This window comes from Planococcus wigleyi, from assembly GCF_014836985.1.
Taxonomy (GTDB): Bacteria; Bacillota; Bacilli; order Bacillales_A; family Planococcaceae; genus Planococcus; species Planococcus notacanthi.
Map to the genome: position 1 here is coordinate 30,888 of NZ_JACSPU010000001.1, position 21,204 is coordinate 52,091.

Sequence of the window (21,204 nt, forward strand, 5' to 3'; positions counted from 1 at the left end):
GAATTGGATGTTTCTCCAATTCGTCTTTTCTTTTTACCATTTAGCGTAATGCTCCTCGATGGAACCGAGAAGCCGGGTGATTTTCAGTTTTTTGCCATCGGAATAACGGACATAACCATTATAATAGCCGATTAGTTGATGGACTTCCGATTTGACGAGGCGTACATCGGTTTTGGAGACGCGTTCAAAAAATGGAGAGAACGTCAGTTGGACATCATCAGAAAATTTGGTATGGATCAGCCAGGGTTTCTTGTAATCTTCTTTGTCGTAATGAAACAAAATGTCTTCATGGATCTTCGTCATTTTGCCATTGACGAAAAAAGCGTTTTCCGTCATTCCAGTCCCATCAGTCCATTTTCCGCCTAAATTCAAGCCAATCACTTTCCCGAGTGAGCGTTGGGAAGCCATACCCCAATTCCAAAGAGATTCCCGAGGCCAAACCCCACGGCCATAATCCAATACCGCAAAACTGTCGAGTTTTTCAAACTCAAACCGTTGGCTGCCGATTTTCACCATGCCATTGACTGGCAGTGACGTATGCTTCCCAGTGAACTGGAAAGTTTGGCGATTCCATGGGACAACAACATTCAAGGATTCGTAATCTTTAGGATGAGAAATGACCAGGATCGCTTCCAAGTCTTCTCCATCAAAGTCCTTGACGCTGACTGTTAAATGGGTCGCATCCTGGCTGTATATGGATTCGATCGTCATGGTATCGCTCCGGAAATAACAGGGATCCAAGGCATTTTCAGACAACTTCACGTGACGTGTAAAAGGAAGCACGACTGTTTTTTCATAAAAGCGCTGGGTTTCGTAATTAAGGAAATACACAAAGCAGACAGTCGCATAATCCAAATGGGAAATAGTGGCTGAAAACAGGATTTCATCCCCGAATACACACCAATAATTCCATTTTTTCTTACGCATGAAATTTCCGCTTAAATTGCTTTCCACCAAAGGCTGCTTGGCATAACCAATGGCTTTTGGATTTAATTGGCCTCTTGCATCACAAAGTTTTACGTATTCAGTAAGCTCTCGTTCAACATGTTGCATTAAATCCACCTCACCATCAATCTTCTCCTCTTATTGTAGCAGAATAGAGATGGAATAGCCGTCCAAGAACGGTCAGTTTAGACAAAAAGTCTGAAAATTCTTATGGGCTATGTGTCATTAGTCACGGAGAAGTTTTACGAAACTTCCCGTCGCCATTGAAATGCCAATGTTCCTTCCCCGGCATGGACAGCAAGAGAAGAACTTAAATCGCCGATTAAAATTTCAGCTTCCGGCATTTCCTGAAGCAAGACCTGTTTCAGGTTTTCGGCTTCTTTCACAACATGGCCGTGCATAATCTGGAAACGCCGCACACCGTGCTCATCGTAATCTTTTTTGGCATGGTTGATCAAATACTGAATCGCTTTTTTATGTGAACGAACTTTATCGATCGGCTGAAGTTCGCCATCGGAAGTGAGCTGGACAATCGGTTTGATCTGCAGCAGGCTGCCGATATAGTACTGGGCGCCACTCATGCGGCCGCCTTTGTAAAGCTGTGTCAAATTGCCGATCAGAATGTAATTGCGGAAATTAGCGGTTTCTTTTTCCAGGTGTTGGGCGATTTCTTCTGCCTCAACTCCTTGTTCCTGGAGCTTGAGCCCGCGTTCAATCAACCCAGATAAACCGTAAGACAGCGCCAGAGAGTCAATGGCGTAGACCTTGAATTCACTCATCTCGGCACCGGCAGTGGAAGATGCGATGGTTCCGCTGAGCTTGGCCGATGCATGCACGGCGATGGCGCATTCATATTCTTCTTTCAATTTGTCATAGAGCTCTGCAAATTTTCCTGCAGCAGGCTGTGAGGTCTTAGGGAATTCGGTTGATTCTTTTATGCGCCGGTAAAGTTCATCGTTCGTCAAATCCACCCCATCATCAATAAATTCCTCTGTGCCAAAATGAATATTCAACGGCACAATATAGACATCAGGATGAGCTTTAAATTCTTCGGTGACAAACCCGGTTGTATCCATTACCCATGCAATCGGTTTCTTCATAAAAAAACTCCCTTTTCTGTTAGAATAGTTCGAATACAAAAACTATAACACGGATAATATTTCTGCGGTAGCAATAGCTGTAAAAGCAGAAGTTCCTATAGAGAAGAGGAGCGGAAACGCCCATTGAACGATTCCTCGATATCGGTTTTATGTTTAATCACAATAATAATTATGGCTCCAATCAATGGCCAAATGACTAACCAGACATTGAGGATTACGGCCATTGCGATAAACCCGGCAAAGCTGGCAAGCATCGATAAAGTCGCACTTTTAAGCCAAGGAAAAAATGCCAGGAACAATATGAACATCGCCAAAAATAAATCCGGTGTTAGACAAAATGTGACCCCGATGAAAGCGGCGATTCCTTTCCCCCCTCGGTACTTGAGCCAGAAAGGGAATAAGTGGCCCAGGACAACGGCGAGGCCAGCCACAGCAATTTCCCAAATGGAAAAATGGTAGAAGAAGCCGATCCAGACAACGAGGGCACCTTTACCGGCATCGCCAAGAAAAGTCAGGACAAAGGCGGTTTTGCCGAGGATAGCACCAGCATTTCTGGCGCCGAGATTGCCGCTGCGCTGCTGGCGCAAATCAACGCTTTTCCATTTGCCGATCCACCAGGCTGTCAGGAAATTGCCGATAATATAGGAAAGTAGCCAGTATACGATCATAAGCGGGACCTCCAATTTCAAAATAAAAGCAGAGTAGAAAGGCCTTCCCGATACGCTGGGAAGGCCTTTATGGGAAAATCAGTCCAGCTCTGCAACTTGGTATAGGTAATCGCTGATGACGCGAAGCCCTTTATCGAAGTTTTCAAGATGGAAATGTTCATTGGGTGCATGGAAATTTTCAGATGCAAGACCGAAGCCCATCAAAACCACGGGCAGGCCAAGAATTTCATCAAAAGCGGCAACGATTGGAATGGATCCGCCCATGCGTGTGAAAGCGGTCGGTACGCCATATACTTTTTCATAAGAGCGGCCGGCTGCCTGAATGGCAGGATGGTCATAAGGCGTCAGGAATGGTTTGCCTTTGTCGAACTCAGAAATCTCGACGGTTACCCCTTTAGGCTTATGGGATTCAACATGTGCTTTCAATTTTGCAACGATATCATCAGGGTCCTGGTTTGGTACCAGACGGCAAGTGATTTTTGTGCTGGCTTCTGCAGGCAGCACGGTTTTGATGCCTTCGCCTGAGAAACCGCCTGTAATGCCGTTGACTTCAAGAGTCGGACGAATCCATGTACGTTCGACGAAGGAATAGCCTTTCTCGCCAAAATCCTCTGAAATGCCGATTTCCTGTTTCTCGTGTTCCAGGTCAAACTCAAGCGCCGCAAACTCTTCCCGTTCTTTGTCGGAAACTTCGAGTACGTCGTCGTAAAACCCTTCTACTTGAATCAATCCTTCCTGGTCGCGGAACGATTGAAGGATCTCCACGATGGCATGAAGCGGATTCTGTACCGCGCCGCCGTAAAGTCCGGAATGGAGATCGCCTTTTGGCCCTTTGACATCAATCTGGATGCCGGCAAGACCGCGCAAGCCGTAGCAAACAGCCGGGCGTCCTGGCCCTTGCATACCGGTATCCGAAATAACAATAATATCGGATTTCAATAATTCCTGGTTTTCTTCCACGTATTTCGGAAGGCTTGGGCTGCCGATTTCCTCTTCGCCTTCAATGATGAATTTGACGTTGACCGGCAATTCACCGTTCAATTGCAATAATGCTTCAACAGCTTTCAGGTGCATGAATACTTGGCCTTTGTCATCGCTTGCGCCGCGCGCATAAAGTTTGTTGTCACGGACTTGCGGTTCAAAAGGTGCGGATTCCCACAGGTGAAGCGGATCGACCGGTTGTACATCATAATGGCCATATACCAGTACGGTCGGTTTGCCTGCTGCGTGTAGCCAGTCGGCATACACCACAGGATGTCCGTCGGTCTCATCGATTTTTGCATTTTCCAGTCCAGCGCTTTCCATTGCGGAAATCAGCCATTCAGCGCCTTTGCGCATATCGGCTTTGTGTTCGGATAAGGAGCTGACGGAAGGGATGCGCAAGAACGTTTTTAATTCTTCCAGATGTGTTTCACGGTTATCTTTAAAATATTGATCAACTGCTTGAGCGTTCATCAGGATCCCTCGCTTCATTGGATTTAACTATGAAAAAATTATAACATACCAGGTTTTGGTTTTCGACAAGTGGAAATTAGCTATGGTATAGTGTTTAATACGGAAAGAGTTCGTAAAATTTTGTGTTTTTGACACTGGAGGAAATGAAATTGTTTATAGCTTTAGGTATCTTTCTATTCATGTCGTTCTTCTTATCGGGAAGCGAAACGGCATTAACGGCAGTAAATAGGATGAAGGTCCATCTTCGCGCCGAGCAGGGTGACGTCAAGTCTCAGAAACTGCAGAAGTTAATTGCGAAGCCGGACCGAATGATTACAACGATTTTAATCGGTAATAACATAGCGAATATTATGCTGCCTACATTGGTGACGACGATTGCCATTACAAGAGGATGGGAAGTTGGACTTGCAACAGCTATTTTAACGGTGATCTTGATTATTTTCGGTGAAGTGCTGCCGAAAACCATCGCGGCGACTTTTGCTGACAAAGTGGCTTATATTGTATTCCCGGTCATCAGCTTTTTGGTCGTTCTTTTGACGCCGTTAACATGGCTGCTTGCACAGTTCACCAATATCTTCATTCGCATCATCTCCAAAGGAACAGTTAAAGAAGCGACCATGACCAAAGAAGAGTTGCGGACGATGGTCGACATCGCTTCAACTGAAGGGACGTTTGAAGAGGATGAATCCGAACGCATTAAAGGTGTTTTGGATTTCCCGCATAAAGACGTTTCGGATGTCATGTCCACCCACAGAACCGATACGGTAGGGATCGCCATCGATTCCACTTATGAAGAGGTTCGCGACCTGATCCTGGATTCTTCGTATACCCGTTATCCGGTCTATGAAGACAGCATGGACAATGTTGTAGGCTTGTTCTATTCGAAGAAACTGATCGAATGGTCGATGAATCCGAATTTAACGCTGGAAGAGCTGATGGACGATAATCCATTATTCGTGGTTCAATCGGTCAGCGTTGAAAAAGTCTTTAAAATGATGATGGCAAAGAAAAAGCACATGGCTGTCATTTTGGACGAATACGGCGGAACTCTTGGTATTGTCACCCATGAAGACATTATTGAAGAAATGATCGGCCAGGATATTGAAGATGAAACAGATGAAGAAGACGACGAACTGGTCTTTGAAATGACCGACACGACTTTGTCTTGCCACGGCCGCTTGGAAATTGAAGATGTCAACGACATGTTCAAAGTGGAAGTGCCGAATGACCATGACACCATTGCCGGTTTCGTCATGCAGCAATTGGGACATGTTCCGGACGAAGGTGAAGAGTTTGTGTATGAAAATCTTCACGTAGAAATCAATGAAATGGACCGTAACCGTATTGTGCGTTTAACCATCACAAAAAAAGATAAAGAAGAAGCGCTAGCATAGAAAACTCCTGTCCTTGGACAGGGGTTTTTCCTTTTTAACAACTGGATTTTGAAAAAGTTCCCTTTATTACACCTTTGTAAGGAAAATGAAAGCAGAAGCGATAGAGTGAAAGATGGACTTCCGTCATTATAAGGTTATAAGAGAAAGCGAAAATCACTTCGCTGGACAAGCAGAACGGACGGGGGCACGATCATGGAAACGTTATACACAGAATACAATCGCTATATTTATCATTTATGCTTGAAGCTGACACGCAATAAAGCCGAAGCGGAAGATTTGATGCAGGAAGTTTGGTTAAAAGTTGTACGCTACGAATCTTCGATTGCTGAAGTGGATCATGTAAAGGCGTGGTTGACGACAATCTGTATGAATACGTTCCGTGATCGTTACCGCAAAAATGTACGGCGAAGCAAGCATCTGATCCAGCAGCCTGAAGGCTTGGATGTTTCCTTGCTTGACTTGATTCCTTCAGATTCAACAGGTGTCTCTGAATTATTGGAAAAACAGGATGTCTCTGTGATGATCCGCCATAAGATTTCCGAGCTGGATGCGATCTACCGCACGACCATTCTTTATTTCTATGTCCACCAATACTCACTGATTGAAATTGCCGATGCGATGAAAGTGTCAATCGGCACAGTGAAATCCCGTTTGTTCCGAGGCAAGCAACGCCTGAAGGACATGCTGATGGAAGACGATCGGACACGTGAATACGTAGTGGCAATTTAATTTACCTGAAACAACCGAATTTTCGGTTGTTTTTTTTATGGAAAATATTAAAAGAATTTTTCTCTGGAGCAGGTATAATAGAAACACGAGGAGGAAGATTCATGAAAAAGAGAAAGTTTCAGGATTGGAGCAAAAGGCGGCGAATTGCCATGGGCAGCGTCGGCATTTTGGCATTCCTGTATATTACGGTCATTGTTTGGCATACTTTCAAGCCATTGCCTGAGGGAATTTCAGTCGCAGGCGACCTCCATGCGGCCGAAGAGGTGGAAATGATCTATGATTTATCCTATGCACAAGATAAAGAAGGTACAAAAACAGAAAGCGAACTGCGGATCTTCAATGAAATAAACGACATGATCGATCAGGCAGAAGAATTCATCGTCATCGATCTCTTTCTCTTTGACAATTACAATGACCAGGACATGGATTTTCCCGCAGTAGCGGAAACCTTAACAGATCATTTATTGGATAAAAAAGCTGAAAATCCCGATATGCCGATTTATTTCATTACCGATCCATTGAATTATGGCTATGGTTCCTATGAAAATCAGTTTTTGGGTACGCTGGAAGATGAGGGAGTCGAAGTCATCACTACGGATCTGGACAAGCTGCGAGACTCCACGCCGCTTTACTCCGGATTCTACCGCGTGATTTTTCAATGGTTTGATGCAGGAGGCCGAGGCTGGGTTCCGAATGGCATGTCGAGTGATGCACCTGATTTAACGGTATCTTCCTACTTGAAAATGATGAACATTAAAGCCAATCACCGAAAAGCGGTGATTACGGAAAAAGAAGCGTTGATCAGTTCAGCGAATCCTCATAATGCCAGCGGTTTGCACGGCAATATGGCCTTCAAAGTCAGCGGCCCAGTAGTGAATGACATGCTGGAGGCTGAAGAAGCCGTATCCCGTTTATCGGGAGGGCCCGATTTGCCTAGAGTAGAAGTAGCTGAACAACAAGGGGACTACCAGGTGCAATACCTGACCGAACGCAAAGTGCTCGATGCCCTGCTTTCCGATATTGAAAAGACGGCAAAAGGGGATGCCATCCGTTTGGCGATGTTTTACATTGCAGAAAGCAGTGTGGTGGACGCCTTATCAGAAGCTGCCAATCGCGGAGTGGATGTCCGTTTGATTCTTGATGCCAATGAAAATGCCTTTGGAACCGAAAAGACCGGTTTGCCGAACCGGCCGGTGGTCCATGAGATGTTGGCGGAATCAGATGAGCATCTGCAAGTCCGCTGGTACAACGCTGTGGTCGGGCAGTTCCATACTAAATCGATCATGATCCAAACCGACAAGGAAACCATTGTCTCAGGAGGCTCGACCAATTACACGGAGCGGGCATTCAATGACTACAACCTGGAAAGCAATATCCGGATTGTGGCTCCAAACGACAGTGAAATGACCCAGGACATGGAGGCGTATTTTGATCGCTTATGGAATAACGAAGACGCTCTTTACACGCTGGAAACCGATGAATACCAAAACGATTTCACTTTCTGGCAACGCGGAATCTACGGCTTCCAAAGATTGTTCAAATTAACGACCTATTAAAAAAACGCCTCTTCTGAAAAACAGAAGAGGCGTTTTTGTTTGTGGATGTAGTCTAGTAATAGTGAATGGCGGTTCATAACCCCAACCGCTCTGGCTACTCCGCTTTCCATAGGCTCAACCTCTTCGTCACTGGAAAACTAGTGCTCCTGCATCGCTGCGCTAGCTTTCATCGCTATGCTGCACGCATAGCGACGAGGCCGGTTCGGTTGTGTGTATGTGACTTCAGTGAAAGAGAGAAGCTTGTTAGTCAATTCCAAGGTGAAATAGCCTGAGCAAATTCAGTCATCCTCTCACGCAAGGATCCGGAGCGCAAGTCGGCGACTCCAGCGGGAAAGCGAAGTGCCGAAATCCACTCGGGCGCTAGTCCGAGTTAGTTCGGCGCAAGCCCGCAGGAAAGCGTCCGAATGGAGCACAGGATTCGGTATAAGTGTAATGAAATGTGTAAATGTACTGCAAAACATATAATTTTTTTTATTCACAAGCTACAAAAACGCCTCTTCTGAAAAACAGAAGAGGCGTTTTTATTTTTATTCGATTAAGCGGTACTTTACGATTGCACGGGTTTGCCGGCTGAAATCCATTCTTCGACATTCCAGACTTTCGTAGCCAGTCCTTCGTAGAAATCAGGTTCGTGGCTTACCAGAACGATGGTGCCTTTATAGGCTTGCATAGCGCGTTTCAATTCTGCTTTGGCATCTATGTCCAAGTGGTTGGTCGGTTCATCGAAAATGAGCCAGTTGCTTTCTTCCATCATCAATTTGCACAGACGGACTTTGGCTTGTTCGCCACCGCTCAGCTGTGTCATCGGACGGGAAATGTGTTCGTTCTTCAATCCGGTACGGGCAAGGGCACCGCGAACCTGGCCTTGGTCCATGCTTGGATAAGCAGCCCAAATTTCATCAAGCGGCGTATGCGTCGGTGCTTTGACTTCCTGCTCGAAATAGCTAGGTGTCAAATATTCACCGCGAAGTACATCGCCGTCCAACGGTTTGATTTTGCCGAGCATCGTTTTCAACAACGTCGATTTCCCGACACCGTTCATGCCGACAAGCGCGATTTTTTCGCCGCGCTCAATCATAAACGTCAACGGCGGCAGAAGCGGTTTATCGTAGCCGATGGAAAGAGCTTCCGCTTCAACTACGTAACGGCTCGGGCTGCGTGTTTCTTTGAAAGCAAATTGCGGTTTTGCGGCAATTTCCGGCTTGTCGATGCGGTCCATGCGATCCAGTTGTTTCTGGCGGGACTTGGCACGGCCGGTTGTCGACGCACGCGCTTTGTTTTTCGCAATGAACGTCTCGGTTTTCTTGATCATGTCTTCTTGTCTTTCATAAGCATCCAAATGCTGCTGCTTGCTCAATTCAGCAAGTTCGATGAATTTTTCGTAAGTGGCTGTGTAGCGCGTCAGACGTGAAAATTCCAAGTGGAAAATAACGCTAGTGACGCTGCTCATGAATTCCGTATCATGCGAAATCAATAGGAACGCATGCGGATAGTTTTTCAGGTAGTTGACGAGCCATTGAATATGCTCTTCATCCAGATAGTTGGTCGGCTCATCCAAAAGCAATACTTTCGGTTTTTCAAGAAGCAGCTTCGCCAGCAACAGTTTTGTGCGCTGTCCGCCAGATAAGGCTTCCACATTGCGATCAAGGCCGATGGCATCAAGGCCCAAGCCGCGTGCAATCTCTTCTACTTTGCCGTCCAATGTGTAAAAATCTCCAGCATCCAAAGCATCTTGCGCTTCTGCCATCTGCTCAAGCAATTCTTCGAGCCGTTCAGGATCGGCATCGCCCATTTGCATGGCGATATCGTTCAATTCCGCTTCTTTTTTATAAAGAGGCAGGAATGCATCCTGAAGGGTTTCGCGGATTGAACGGCCAGGCTGCAGTTGCGTGTGCTGGTCCAAATATCCGTAATGCGTCCGTGGCTGCCATTCAACGCGGCCATCATCGTGGATGATTTTGCCCGTTAAAATATTCATCATCGTCGATTTTCCGACGCCGTTCGCTCCAACCAATCCGACATGTTCGCCTTCTACCAATCGGAAAGATACATCGTTGAAAAGGGTCCGGTCACCGAAAGTGTGGCTTAAATTTTCTACTGTCAATAAACTCATTTAATAAATTCCTCCATTATCATAAAAAAAATCGCGGTTACAGATCCGCGAGTTTTTGGTTTAATTCCGCAAGTTGTTGTTCCATTTTTTCCAAACGCAATTCCGCTTTCTCAACCATTCCGGCATGTCCAGTCGTTTCCAGCTTTTCGATATCGCCTTGGTAGCGGACATAATCCATCTTGAGTTCAGCAATCGCGTATTCCAATTCCTGTTTGTTCACAAAATCACCCTTATTTTTCTACCATTGTAACACAAAAACACAAAATTTGAATCTATTACGATTTTCATTCACAATATAAAACCTGTATAATTCCAAAAAAGAACTAAAGGAAGTGGACTTGCCATCGATACTTTATTATTTGATTTGATGCTCATTATATTTCTAGGAGTGCTCTCCCAATGGATTGCGTGGCGTCTTCAGCTTCCTGCAATTGTACTGATGTCGATTGCCGGCCTCCTTGTCGGCCCAATTTTTGAAATCATCCACCCCGCCGAGAGTTTCGGGGAACTGTTCAATCCGTTTATTTCATTGGCAGTAGCGATCATTTTGTTTGAAGGCAGTTTGAATTTGAATTTCAAGGAAATCCGAACCTTCAGCAAGCCGATTTTACGGATCGTCACACTCGGCGCATTCATTGCCTGGATCGCCGGGTCCCTGGCTGCGCATTACATTGCCGGTTTATCGTGGGCAGTGGCATTTGTTATCGGCGGGCTGTTTATCGTAACCGGGCCCACCGTTATCCTGCCGCTATTGCGGCAAGCAAAGTTAAAATCACGCCCGGCAGCCATCCTGAAATGGGAAGGCATCGTTGTCGATCCTTTCGGGGCGTTGCTGGCTTTATTTGCATTCCAGTTTGTATTGTTTGCCAATGGTGACGAAACAGCGGCCGCCTTTGGCCTGTTTTTCCTGGCATCCCTTTTTGCAGCCGCACTTGGCGCAGGAGCAGGGTGGCTGATGGGGCTGATGTTCGAGAGAGGGCAGGTTCCGGAATTTCTGAAGGCGCCGATGGTTTTTGGTATGGTGCTGCTGACTTTTGTCGTGTCGGATTTGATCATGCATGAAACCGGGTTGCTGGCGGTGACCGCAATGGGCATGATGATGGCCAATATGAACATCGCTTCGATTAATGACATGCGCCATTTCAAAGAAAATATTTCCGTTCTGCTGATTTCCAGTATTTTCGTGATGCTGACTGCTTCATTAAGCCTCGAAGTCCTGATCAGCATCTTCAACTGGCAGATCATTTCATTCGTTTTGGCGACGCTGTTTGTCGTCCGGCCTTTGTCGATTTGGCTATCGACGATCGGCACCGATTTGACGATTCAGGAAAAAACCTTGGTCGGCTGGATTGCGCCGCGCGGCATCGTGGCTTTGACGGTTTCCGGTTATTTTGCGGGCGTTTTGCTGGAAGCCGGATTTGCAGATGCGGAACTGCTGACGGCGCTGACTTTTGCGCTGGTCTTTTCGACCGTTATCGTACACGGCTTTACTATCAGCTGGCTTGGCAAAAAGCTTGGGTTGGCAACAGCGGATGACCCAGGTGTCATCATTGTGGGAGCCAGCCGGTTTGCCACAAAGCTTGGTGAAGCAATGGCAGATTTCAATAAAAACGTACTGATTGTGGACCCTTCCTGGGGTCGCCTGCAAGGGGCGCGCCAAGCTGGATTGAAGACATATGCTGGTGAAATCCTGTCGGAGCATACGGATTATGAAGTGGAGTTAACGCCTTACGAGACGATGATTGTTGCTACAGAGACCGATTCCTACAACTCTCTTGTCGTCAATAATTTCGTTCCGGAACTGGGTCGTACGAACCTTTACCAGACAGCGATCCATATTGGGGATCCGTCTGACTTTCATGTTTCCTTGAGCGGGCGGACGTTATTCGCAGAACAATGGAATATCCATGAACTGGAGGCGAAGACCGAAGAAGGCTATACGATGCGCAAGACGCAATTGACGGATCAATTCAGCTTCGAGGACTTCAAAGGAAAATGGTCAGATGAGATGATCCCGCTCTTTATTCAAAGGTCCCAAGGAAAAATTGAGTTCTTTGAGGGCAGCAATAAACTTGAACCAAAAGCTGGGGATGTAGTTGTCAGCTTTACTTCTCCTGCACGCCAATCGGACCGCACGCAAGAACGTTTGGAAAACAAACGGGTTAAAATTGCGACTCAGTCTAAAGAATGAAATCATCCATATGTAAGCTTTTCGATACGTAATGTGAAACAGGGTTTGTTATGATTGGAACAAACGGGTTGCTGCGGATTTAGTTGCAATAACGTGGATTTACACACATACAACCGATTCGTTACTTACGCATTTTGAGGAGGACATAGAATTATGAAAGTTTTATTAGTAGACGGAACGATTCTTGGACGAAAAACCGGTGCCATTCTGGAACAGGTGCAGACTTACATCAAGGAATTCGCTCCTGAAATGGAATTAACGATATTGAAGCTGGCCGATTACGACCATCAGTTTGTCGATGGCCGTCCACTTGGTGAATACAATGACAGCATGCAGGAAATTGTCCGCCGCTTTGAAGAAGCCGACGGCTATATCATTGCCTCGCCGATTTTCCAGGGTTCGATTCCAGGTGTCCTGAAGAATACATTCGACATGCTGCATCCGCGCACCATGCGCTACAAGCCGGTATCGATTGTGGCGAACGGCGGCACTTACCAGCATCACTTGGTCATCGAAAACCAGCTCAAGCCGATTCTCGATTACTTCCGCTGCCTGGTGACGCCCAACTACGTCTACACCCACAGCAGCCATTTTGACGACACCAACACCATCACCAACGACGACGTCCACAACCGCCTGCGCGAACTGGCACGCGTATTCGTGCAATATGCGGAGATGAGTAAGCACCTGTCGAAGGAAACGTTGGATAATCATTGATTGAAGGAAGAAACCTCCCTGTGTGGGAGGTTTTTTTGGTGTCATTTTGGATTTTGTTTGAAGAAATGATTTGTTTTATTCCATTAAAAGAGCTTACTTTCTATTAAGAGTCAAATACTTTCTGTTTAGGAGCAAATACTTTCCGTAAATGATTGAATACTTTCTAATAAACTCTAAATACTTTCCATGCCTTCAAAAAGTTCAGGAATAGCATATATTCGATCTTTATAACTTCCTGCAAAGGGCATATTCGTCGATTTTAATAGCTTGGAGGCGGTGGTAGTGTAGTGAAGTCCAGTAAACTCCCGGAATTCCCGATTGCTGATCGTCGTATTGGCCAGTGTCCGGTATTGCAACAATGCTTCAAGATGAGCGACCGGGTCACCATGGGCGCACGTTTCGCAGCGCCACTTCCCCCGGCGGTAACTCAGTAAGCGGTCCGAGCAATCAGGACAGAATATACCTTTCAAAAGTGAATTCGAAAGACCCAGAGGTGCTGAAGGTTTTGAAGAATGAAGCTCCAACAATTTATGGGCGATTAATTCTGTTTTCTTCTTTGATAAGATTTCTTGCGGATGTTTTTCCAACAATCGATCCATTAGGTGGGGGAGGCCGGAAGCCTGGACCATCAAACGGTTTCCGGCTCGCGATTGAACGACCGATGAAGGATAAGTGAAGACGATGACGCCGATGACAGGCAACTTTACCCGCTGCTGGAATAAAAACTGTTCCAGCCATTTTTCGTGGCGGCGCAATTGGTCATCCGGGTTTTTCATGCCGTCGATGCTGCCGTCTTTATTGGTACGGGAAAATTGCCTCAGTTGGGGATCGAAGTTGAGCAGGCCGGAAATGCTTTTGATTTCCAATGCCAATATGAAACGGCTGGTGATGAGGACGCTGTCAATCTGATGGGAAGACTTCTCTTTTTGGATGAATAAGTCGTGGATGAAGTAATGCGGCAAAGGGAGATCGATTTCGTGCCAAAGGGAGTCGACGCGCAATTCGCCGTGGTAACCGGCAGTGATGCGGCGGAGTTTTTCGGTCCAGTAGGGAGCTTGGGGATGGACGGGTGATATGCGCTGGAGCAGGCTTTCGAGCTGGAAGATTTCTTGCGGTTTGTTTCGATCTTTAAAAATCAATTTATCCTCTCCTTTTTTATAAATCTGCTCCAATATAGCGTAAATTCTTAGGGATAGCAATACTGTTTCAAGGATTCTGGAAGTTATTTGGAAATGCTTTCTGTTTGGGTCAAAATACTTTCCAAAAGGCTATAAATACTTTCCAATAAAATGAGTTTACTTTCCATTGGAAGCTAAATACTTTCCAACCGACAAAAACCCCTCCCAAAAGCCAGCTTCAACAGAAAATGTTACAATAATCACATCAGAAATGAGGGTGAATTTAAATGAAATCAGTAGTTTTAGCAGAAAAGCCATCCGTGGCGCGTGATATTGCGCGTGTTCTCGGATGCGAACAAAAAGGCAATGGATATTTGGAAGGCAAGCAATATATCGTCACGTGGGCACTTGGCCATCTGGTGACGCATGCGCAGCCGGAGCAATACGACAACGACTTCAAGGAATGGAAAATGGATACTTTGCCGATCATTCCAAAGCCGTTCAAGCTGGTGCCGATCAAACAGTCAATGAAGCAGTTTAACGCGGTCAAATCCCAGCTGCAGCGCGGCGATGTCAAAGATGTCATCATCGCGACAGATGCTGGACGCGAAGGCGAGCTTGTGGCGCGTTGGATTCTGGAGAAGACCAATACGCGCAAGCCGGTGAAGCGCCTGTGGATTTCGTCCGTTACCGATAAAGCCATTAAAGACGGCTTCAACAACTTGAAAGACGGCAAGGCTTACGAAAATCTCTACGCAGCAGCTGTTGCACGTGCGGAAGCGGACTGGGTAGTCGGCATCAACGCGACGCGCGCGCTGACCGTCAAATACAATGCGCAATTGTCAACTGGCCGCGTGCAGACACCGACGCTGGCGATGATCGCCGAACGCGAAAAGCAGATCCGCAATTTCCAGCCGAAGCCGTATTACGGCATGCAGGCGATTACCGACAAAGCGGCATTCACCTGGACGGACGGCAACTCGACGCAATCCTTCGACAAGGACAAAATCGACCGCTTGTTCAATAAACTCCAGAACACCCACGAAGGCACTGTGACGGATATCAAGATTACGCCGAAACGCCAGCCGGCACCGCCTTTATTCGACTTGACCGAACTGCAGAAAGAAGCCTACAAGCGCTATAGCTGGTCGGCGAAAGAGACGCTCAACACGCTGCAGAATCTTTACGAGCGCTACAAAATTGTGACCTATCCGCGGACCGACTCGAAGCATTTGACGAGCGACATGCGGGATACCTTGAAGGACCGCGTCAAAGCGGTGCAAATGGGTCCTTACCGCAGCCTGGCCGCAATGATCTTGAAAAATCCGGTAGCGCCGCAGAAAGGCGTGATCGACGACGCAAAAGTTTCCGATCACCACGCCATCATCCCGACGGAAGAAACGCCGCCGCTGCATGATCTTTCCGATAAAGAGGTTAAATTATACGACATGATCGTCAAGCGCTTCCTAGCGGTATTTTACCCGCAGTACGAATACGACCAGACGACCGTCAAACTGACTGCCGGCGGGGAAACGTTCCAGGCAAAAGGCAATACGATCCGCAATGAAGGCTGGAAACGCATCTACAAAGATGAAGATGACGACAACGATACTACGCTGCCGCCGTTTGAAAACGGGCAGAAGCTGGCGATCAAAGGCATCGCGCTGACGGATGGAAAAACCAAGCCGCCCGCTTTCTTCAATGAAGGGACGCTTCTTGGCGCTATGGAAAATCCGACGCAGTTCATGAGCGGCGAGTCGAAAGAACTGATTCAGACGCTCGGCGAAACCGGTGGACTGGGTACGGTTGCAACGCGTGCCGATGTCATCGATAAATTGTTCAATACTTTCCTGATTGAGAAAAAAGGCAAGGACCTGACGATCACTTCAAAAGGCCGCCAGTTGCTGGAACTTGTTCCGGAAGACTTGAAGTCGCCGAAGCTGACAGCAGATTGGGAACAGCAATTGACCAAGATCGCCAAAGGCCAATTGAAAAAAGAAGAATTTATTAAAGAAATGATTGTCTTCGCTGAAAAATCCGTATCGGATATCAAGAAGAGCGACAAAAAGTTCAAGCATGACAACATCACCGGCAAAATGTGCCCGGATTGCGGCAAACCGCTTCTTGAAGTCAACAGCAAGCGCGGCAAAATGAATGTCTGCCAGGATCGCGACTGCGGCTACAAAAAGCAAGTGGCGATGCAGACCAATGCGCGCTGCCCAAACTGCCACAAGAAGTTAGAGATGCAAGGTGAAGGAGACGGCAAGATTTTCGTCTGCAAATGCGGACATCGCGAGAAGTTGTCAGCCTTTGAAAAACGCAAAAAATCCGGTCAATCTAAAGCTAATAAAAAAGACGTCAATAAATACTTGAACCAGCAGGAAGAAGCGCCGCAAAATACGGCGATGGCTGATGCACTGAAAAAATTATTGGGCCAAACCGAATAGAATCCCGCTGCTGATGATGGTATGCTGTGAAGAAGCAAGTTTTCAGATAAGGAGAAAACGCCATGGCTAAAAAAATCGCAAAAACCAATGCAGCACGTATGCTCGACAAAGAAAAGATCCACTATGAACTGCTTCATTACAGTGCCGAAGACGGCAAAGTGGACGGCGTTTCTGTCGCTGCCAAAATTGGCCATTCGGCAGAACTCGTCTATAAAACTTTGGTGGCCATTGGTGCCTCCAAGCAGCCATATGTGTTTGTTATTCCGGTTGCGGCAGAACTGGACTTGAAAAAAGCGGCCAAAGCGGCCGGCGAAAAGAAAATTGAGATGGCACCGGTGAAGGATATTCTTGCACTCACCGGCTATATTCGAGGCGGCTGTTCGCCTGTCGGGATGAAAAAGCCCTATCCGACTTTCGTGTCAGTTGAAGCGGAGCAATTGCCTGAAATGATTGTCTCTGCCGGTAAAATCGGCATGCAGTTGAAACTGGCTCCTGCGGAACTGGCCGCTGCGACAAAAGGCCACTTTGCGGAATTGACAGCTCCAGGTCAATGAAGCTTCCATCCATTCGTTTTGAATGGGTGGATTTTTCATATCATAATAAAAGAAAGAAGGATTTGGATGAAGCGTTCGCTGTTTTACCGTTGGCTGTTTTTTATTGTCGGATTGATTGTTCTCGCACTTGGGTTTACCATGACCATCAAAGGCAGCAAGCTGGGCATCGGGCCATGGGATGTGCTGCATGTCGGCCTGTATCTGAACTTCGGATTGACCATCGGCACGTGGTCGGTCATCGCCGGATTTGCGCTGATTGCCAGTACCGCTATCTTCACACGGAAAGTACCACAGATCGGCACTTTTTTGAATATGCTGCTGATCGGTGTCTTTATCGACATTTTCAATTTCCTGATTCCGGACATCCATACGCTGGTTGGGCAAATCCTGATTTTGTCAGCCGGAATCGTCGTGTCAGGCTATGGCGTCGGCCTCTATGTGTCGCCGAAAATCGGTGCAGGTCCGCGTGACAGCTTGATGATGATGCTCGTTGAAAAGACCGGCCTCAGCATCAGCGTCGTTCGGGCAGGGATTGAAGTCGGGGTGGCGTTGCTTGGTTGGCTGCTCGGCGGACCGGTCGGCATCGGCACCATTGCAGTTGCGTTGCTGACGGGCAGAATTGTCCAAGTATCCTTGCCGCAATTTGAAAAACTGCTGGTGACGCTCATCGGCAAAAAAGAAGGCATTCCGCCAGTCCTTAAGATTTAAAGGAATGGCCTAAAAGCTAAGTAAAGCAAGAGATCGGGGACGTGCTCATTCTCTTGCTCTACTATGCTAAAACCCAATTCTCATGACCGTTGTGATTAGTTGAATCCTTTCTGCCAATATGTTATAAATAAAGCCGAGTAACTCTATTGGTTTTATTGAATATAAGAAAAGGGGCTTGAACAATGGGACGCGAGTTTGTGGGGATTTTCGATGAATGGGTTCATACCTATGATGATTCAGTAAGTGGAAAAGATGAGGAATACAAAGATGTATTCATGAAATATAACGAAATTTTGCAGGCGGTGGCTGATGCAGCGATTGGTCCGGTTATAGAATTCGGTGTCGGCACCGGCAACTTGACGGAAAAACTTTTAAGCCGTGGCTTGGAAGTGGTCGGAATCGAACCAAATCAGGCGATGCGTGAAGTGGTTGCGGAAAAGATGAACGAATTGACTGTCATGGACGGTGATTTTTTGGAGTTCGAAACAGCAATCAAACCACAAAGCTTTGTCAGCTCATACGCATTCCATCATTTGACGGACACGGAAAAAGCACAGGCTTTTCAACTATACGCCGAGCAATTGCCGGCGGGCGGCAAAGTGGTTTTTGCAGACACGCTTTTTGCTTCAGAAGCAGCCAAAAAGGAAATAATTGCATTTGAACAAGCAAGAGGTCATGCTAATCTAGTAGAGGACTTGAACCGTGAATATTACACAACGGTTCCTGTGATGGAAAAACTGATTACGGATGCAGGGTTTACGGTGGAATTGTCGAAGATGAACAATTACGTATATCTGATTGACGCAACTAAAAAATAAGAAATAGGGAGCGATTGGAATGAAAAAAATGAATGTTGAAAGCTTTAACTTGGACCATACAAAAGTAGTGGCGCCATATGTGCGTTTGGCAGGAGAAAAAACCGGCGCAAAAGGCGATACGATCCGCAAATACGATATCCGTTTTAAACAGCCGAACAAAGAGCATATGGATATGCCTGCGCTTCATTCCCTTGAGCACATGATGGCTGAACACAGCCGCAACCATTCGGACAGCATTGTGGATATTGGGCCAATGGGCTGCCAGACAGGTTATTACCTATCAGTTATCAACCATGACGATTTCGAAGACATTCTGCGCATTTTGGAAAACACCTTGAAAGATGTCATTGAAGCGGACGAAGTGCCGGCATGCAACGAAGTGCAATGCGGATGGGCTGCAAGCCATAGCTTAGAAGGCGCTAAAGAACTGGCGCGCGAAATGCTGGCGAAAAAAGACCAATGGAGCCAAGTCTTCGCGGATGAAGCGATCTAAGGAGAATTACGATGAACTATGTAACTGAAATTCAGCAATTGATCGGCAATACGCCGTTGCTGGAACTGACACACAGCAAAATTCCGAACGGCTGCCGCATCTTTGCCAAGCTGGAATATTTCAATCCCGGCGGCAGCGTCAAAGACCGATTGGGTGTTTCATTGATTGAAGATGCAGAAAAACGCGGAGTGCTGAAACCGGGCGGCACGATGATCGAGCCGACGGCCGGCAATACCGGCATCGGCCTGGCCATCGCAGCCATTGGCAAAGGCTATCAGGTGAAGTTTGTGGTGCCTGAGAAATTCAGCCAGGAAAAACAAGGGTTGATGCGTGCCCTAGGCGCAGAGGTCATCAACACGCCAACTGAAAAAGGCATCAAAGGCGCCATCGAAAAAGCCAAGGAATTGGTTGAAGCAGAAGGGGCATTTTCCCCTTCTCAATTCTCCAATCCGGCAAATCCCGAAACCTATGTCCGAACGCTTGGGCCGGAAGTCTGGGAAGCCCTTGATGGAGAAATCGATGTCTTTATTGCAGGAGCAGGATCCGGTGGCACGTTCATGGGGACTGCGCGTTACTTGAAATCAAAAAAACAAGCCGTTAAAACAGTTATTGTGGAACCCGAAGGCTCGATTTTGAATGGCGGACCATCCGGACCACATTTGACTGAAGGCATCGGCATGGAATTTTTGCCGGATTACATGGATGAGAACTATTTCGAAGCGATCCACACGATTACGGACAAAGAAGCATTCATGGCAGTCCGGGAATTGGCGAAAAACGAGGGTTTATTAGTCGGAAGTTCCTCCGGCGCCGCTTATGTGGCAGCGTTGCGGGAAGCGGAAGCTGCCAAACCGGGAAGCCATATTGTCACCGTATTTGCGGACTCAAGTGAACGCTATATGAGCCAGGATATTTATGGCCGAACTTTTAAGGAGGATCAGGAATGAAACCGAAAACAAGATTAATCCATGGGGGCATTGTCGGCGATGAAGCGACAGGCGCCGTATCTACACCAATTTATCAGGTCAGCACCTACAAGCAGGAAGCTGTCGGTAAATTCAAAGGCTACGAATATTCACGTACAGGAAACCCGACACGCCACGCGCTCGAAGAGTTGATTGCAGATGTTGAGTTCGGCCACGCCGGCTTTGCATTCGGTTCAGGAATGGCTGCCATTTCGTCTGTCATGATGCTGTTTTCTGCGGGAGACCACGTCGTTCTGACAGATGATGTCTACGGCGGAACTTACCGCGTCATCAATAAAGTGCTGAACCGTTTTGGTTTGGAGTTCACATTTGTTGATACGGGGAATTTGGAAGAAGTGGAAGCGGCGGTCAAAGAAAATACGAAAGCGATTTTTATTGAAACACCAACCAATCCACTATTGAAAGTGACGGATATTGAAGCTGTCTCAGCCTTTGCAAAATCGAAGGGCTTGTTGACGATTGTCGATAACACCTTCATGACGCCTTATTTGCAGAATCCGATTTCGCTGGGCGCTGATATTGTTGTGCATAGCGCGACGAAATACATCGGTGGCCACAGTGATGTTGTAGCAGGACTGGTAGTCGTCAATTCAGCGGAACTTGCGGAACAAGTACATTTTGTGCAAAACTCCATCGGCGCTATTTTAGGGCCGCAGGATTCATGGCTGCTGATTCGCGGGTTGAAAACATTGGGCTTGCGCATGGAAGAAGCCAATTCGAATGCACAGAAAATTGCTGAATTCCTGGAAGCGCATGAAGCGGTCGGCAAAGTCATTTACCCAGGACTTGAAAGCCATCCGGGACGTGATTTGATGCAGAAGCAGGCTAACGGATTTGGCGGTATGATTTCATTTGATGTAGGCAGCAGAGAGAAAGCTGGAGAATTATTGGCCAAACTGAAATACTTTACCTTAGCTGAAAGCTTAGGAGCTGTTGAAAGCTTGATTTCTGTACCGGCCCAAATGACCCATGCTTCCATTCCTATCGAACGCCGTGCAGAACTGGGCATTGTCGAAGGGCTTGTGCGCATTTCAGTCGGGATAGAAGATGTGGAAGATTTGATTGAAGATCTGGAAAATGCTTTAAAATAAGTGACTAACCGCCTACTTCAGGCGGTTTTTTTATGTTCTTTTAAAGTTATTGAAACCATATGGACTAGTTGGATGTCAGAAAAAACAACCATATTACCTGAAATTTCGTAACTCGAAATAC

The 21,204-nt window shown here is 46.8% G+C and carries 19 protein-coding genes; 12 read left to right on the forward strand and 7 right to left on the reverse strand.

Annotated elements, in window-relative coordinates; all coding sequences use genetic code 11:
• Positions 1-33: 33 nt before the first annotated feature.
• The 4 genes from H9630_RS00145 to H9630_RS00160 all read right to left on the reverse strand — a co-directional run bounded on the left by H9630_RS00145 (position 34) and on the right by H9630_RS00160 (position 4,168).
• Positions 34-1,053, reverse strand: a complete 1,020-nt coding sequence (locus H9630_RS00145) for a DUF2804 domain-containing protein (RefSeq protein ID WP_191713475.1) — start codon at positions 1,051-1,053, stop codon at positions 34-36.
• Between the two features lie 134 nt (positions 1,054-1,187).
• Positions 1,188-2,045: a DegV family protein gene (locus H9630_RS00150; protein ID WP_191713476.1), complete on the reverse strand. Its 858-nt coding sequence runs from the start codon at positions 2,043-2,045 to the stop codon at positions 1,188-1,190.
• Between the two features lie 95 nt (positions 2,046-2,140).
• Positions 2,141-2,713 carry a glycerol-3-phosphate acyltransferase gene (locus H9630_RS00155; RefSeq protein WP_191713477.1) on the reverse strand — a complete coding sequence of 191 codons (573 nt, stop codon included), beginning with the start codon at positions 2,711-2,713 and terminating at the stop codon, positions 2,141-2,143.
• Positions 2,714-2,791: 78 nt separating this feature from the next.
• Positions 2,792-4,168 carry a dipeptidase gene (locus H9630_RS00160; RefSeq protein ID WP_404825513.1) on the reverse strand — a complete coding sequence of 459 codons (1,377 nt, stop codon included), beginning with the start codon at positions 4,166-4,168 and terminating at the stop codon, positions 2,792-2,794.
• Between the two features lie 149 nt (positions 4,169-4,317).
• Here H9630_RS00160 and H9630_RS00165 point away from each other — a divergent pair, with 149 nt between their 5' ends.
• The 3 genes from H9630_RS00165 (at position 4,318) to H9630_RS00175 (ending at position 7,847) form a co-directional block, all read left to right on the forward strand.
• Positions 4,318-5,562: a CNNM domain-containing protein gene (locus tag H9630_RS00165; protein ID WP_191714457.1), complete on the forward strand. Its 1,245-nt coding sequence runs from the start codon at positions 4,318-4,320 to the stop codon at positions 5,560-5,562.
• A 192-nt stretch (positions 5,563-5,754) separates the two neighbouring features.
• A complete protein-coding gene (locus H9630_RS00170) occupies positions 5,755-6,291 on the forward strand; it encodes an RNA polymerase sigma factor (protein ID WP_191713478.1) in 537 nt (178 codons plus the stop codon).
• Between the two features lie 101 nt (positions 6,292-6,392).
• Positions 6,393-7,847: a phospholipase D family protein gene (locus H9630_RS00175; protein WP_191713479.1), complete on the forward strand. Its 1,455-nt coding sequence runs from the start codon at positions 6,393-6,395 to the stop codon at positions 7,845-7,847.
• Positions 7,848-8,394: 547 nt separating this feature from the next.
• Here the strand turns inward: H9630_RS00175 and H9630_RS00180 are convergent.
• Together H9630_RS00180 and H9630_RS00185 are read right to left on the reverse strand one after the other, a co-directional pair.
• Positions 8,395-9,960: an ABC-F family ATP-binding cassette domain-containing protein gene (locus tag H9630_RS00180; protein WP_191713480.1), complete on the reverse strand. Its 1,566-nt coding sequence runs from the start codon at positions 9,958-9,960 to the stop codon at positions 8,395-8,397.
• A 37-nt stretch (positions 9,961-9,997) separates the two neighbouring features.
• A complete protein-coding gene (locus H9630_RS00185; RefSeq protein WP_191713481.1) occupies positions 9,998-10,180 on the reverse strand; it encodes an SE1832 family protein in 183 nt (60 codons plus the stop codon).
• Between the two features lie 147 nt (positions 10,181-10,327).
• Between H9630_RS00185 and H9630_RS00190 the strand changes: the two genes are divergently transcribed.
• Together H9630_RS00190 and H9630_RS00195 are read left to right on the forward strand one after the other, a co-directional pair.
• The gene (locus tag H9630_RS00190) at positions 10,328-12,151 is read left to right on the forward strand and encodes a cation:proton antiporter (RefSeq protein WP_191713482.1); all 1,824 of its coding nucleotides are present in this window, start codon (positions 10,328-10,330) and stop codon (positions 12,149-12,151) included.
• Between the two features lie 153 nt (positions 12,152-12,304).
• Positions 12,305-12,868: an NADPH-dependent FMN reductase gene (locus tag H9630_RS00195; protein ID WP_191713483.1), complete on the forward strand. Its 564-nt coding sequence runs from the start codon at positions 12,305-12,307 to the stop codon at positions 12,866-12,868.
• 173 nt (positions 12,869-13,041) lie between these two features.
• Here H9630_RS00195 and H9630_RS00200 read toward each other — a convergent pair whose 3' ends face one another.
• The gene (locus H9630_RS00200) at positions 13,042-14,007 is read right to left on the reverse strand and encodes a nuclease-related domain-containing protein (protein WP_191713484.1); all 966 of its coding nucleotides are present in this window, start codon (positions 14,005-14,007) and stop codon (positions 13,042-13,044) included.
• 266 nt (positions 14,008-14,273) lie between these two features.
• On the opposite strand from H9630_RS00200, the gene H9630_RS00205 reads away from it, so the two are divergent.
• From H9630_RS00205 to H9630_RS00235, 7 genes are all read left to right on the forward strand, one after another.
• Complete coding sequence (locus H9630_RS00205; RefSeq protein ID WP_191713485.1) at positions 14,274-16,433, forward strand: DNA topoisomerase III; 2,160 nt, start codon at positions 14,274-14,276, stop codon at positions 16,431-16,433.
• A 62-nt stretch (positions 16,434-16,495) separates the two neighbouring features.
• Entirely contained in the window at positions 16,496-16,987 is a 492-nt protein-coding gene (ybaK, locus tag H9630_RS00210) for a Cys-tRNA(Pro) deacylase (protein ID WP_191713486.1), read from the forward strand.
• Between the two features lie 66 nt (positions 16,988-17,053).
• A complete protein-coding gene (locus tag H9630_RS00215) occupies positions 17,054-17,695 on the forward strand; it encodes a YczE/YyaS/YitT family protein (protein WP_191713487.1) in 642 nt (213 codons plus the stop codon).
• 182 nt (positions 17,696-17,877) lie between these two features.
• Positions 17,878-18,513, forward strand: a complete 636-nt coding sequence (locus H9630_RS00220) for a class I SAM-dependent DNA methyltransferase (RefSeq protein ID WP_191713488.1) — start codon at positions 17,878-17,880, stop codon at positions 18,511-18,513.
• 19 nt (positions 18,514-18,532) lie between these two features.
• Positions 18,533-19,006, forward strand: coding sequence for an S-ribosylhomocysteine lyase (locus tag H9630_RS00225; RefSeq protein WP_191713489.1), 474 nt, complete (start codon positions 18,533-18,535; stop codon positions 19,004-19,006).
• Positions 19,007-19,017: 11 nt separating this feature from the next.
• Positions 19,018-19,953, forward strand: a complete 936-nt coding sequence (locus H9630_RS00230; RefSeq protein WP_191713490.1) for a PLP-dependent cysteine synthase family protein — start codon at positions 19,018-19,020, stop codon at positions 19,951-19,953.
• Positions 19,950-21,083: a bifunctional cystathionine gamma-lyase/homocysteine desulfhydrase gene (locus H9630_RS00235; protein ID WP_191713491.1), complete on the forward strand. Its 1,134-nt coding sequence runs from the start codon at positions 19,950-19,952 to the stop codon at positions 21,081-21,083. Before H9630_RS00230 ends, H9630_RS00235 begins: the two co-directional genes overlap by 4 nt.
• Positions 21,084-21,204 lie beyond the last annotated feature (121 nt).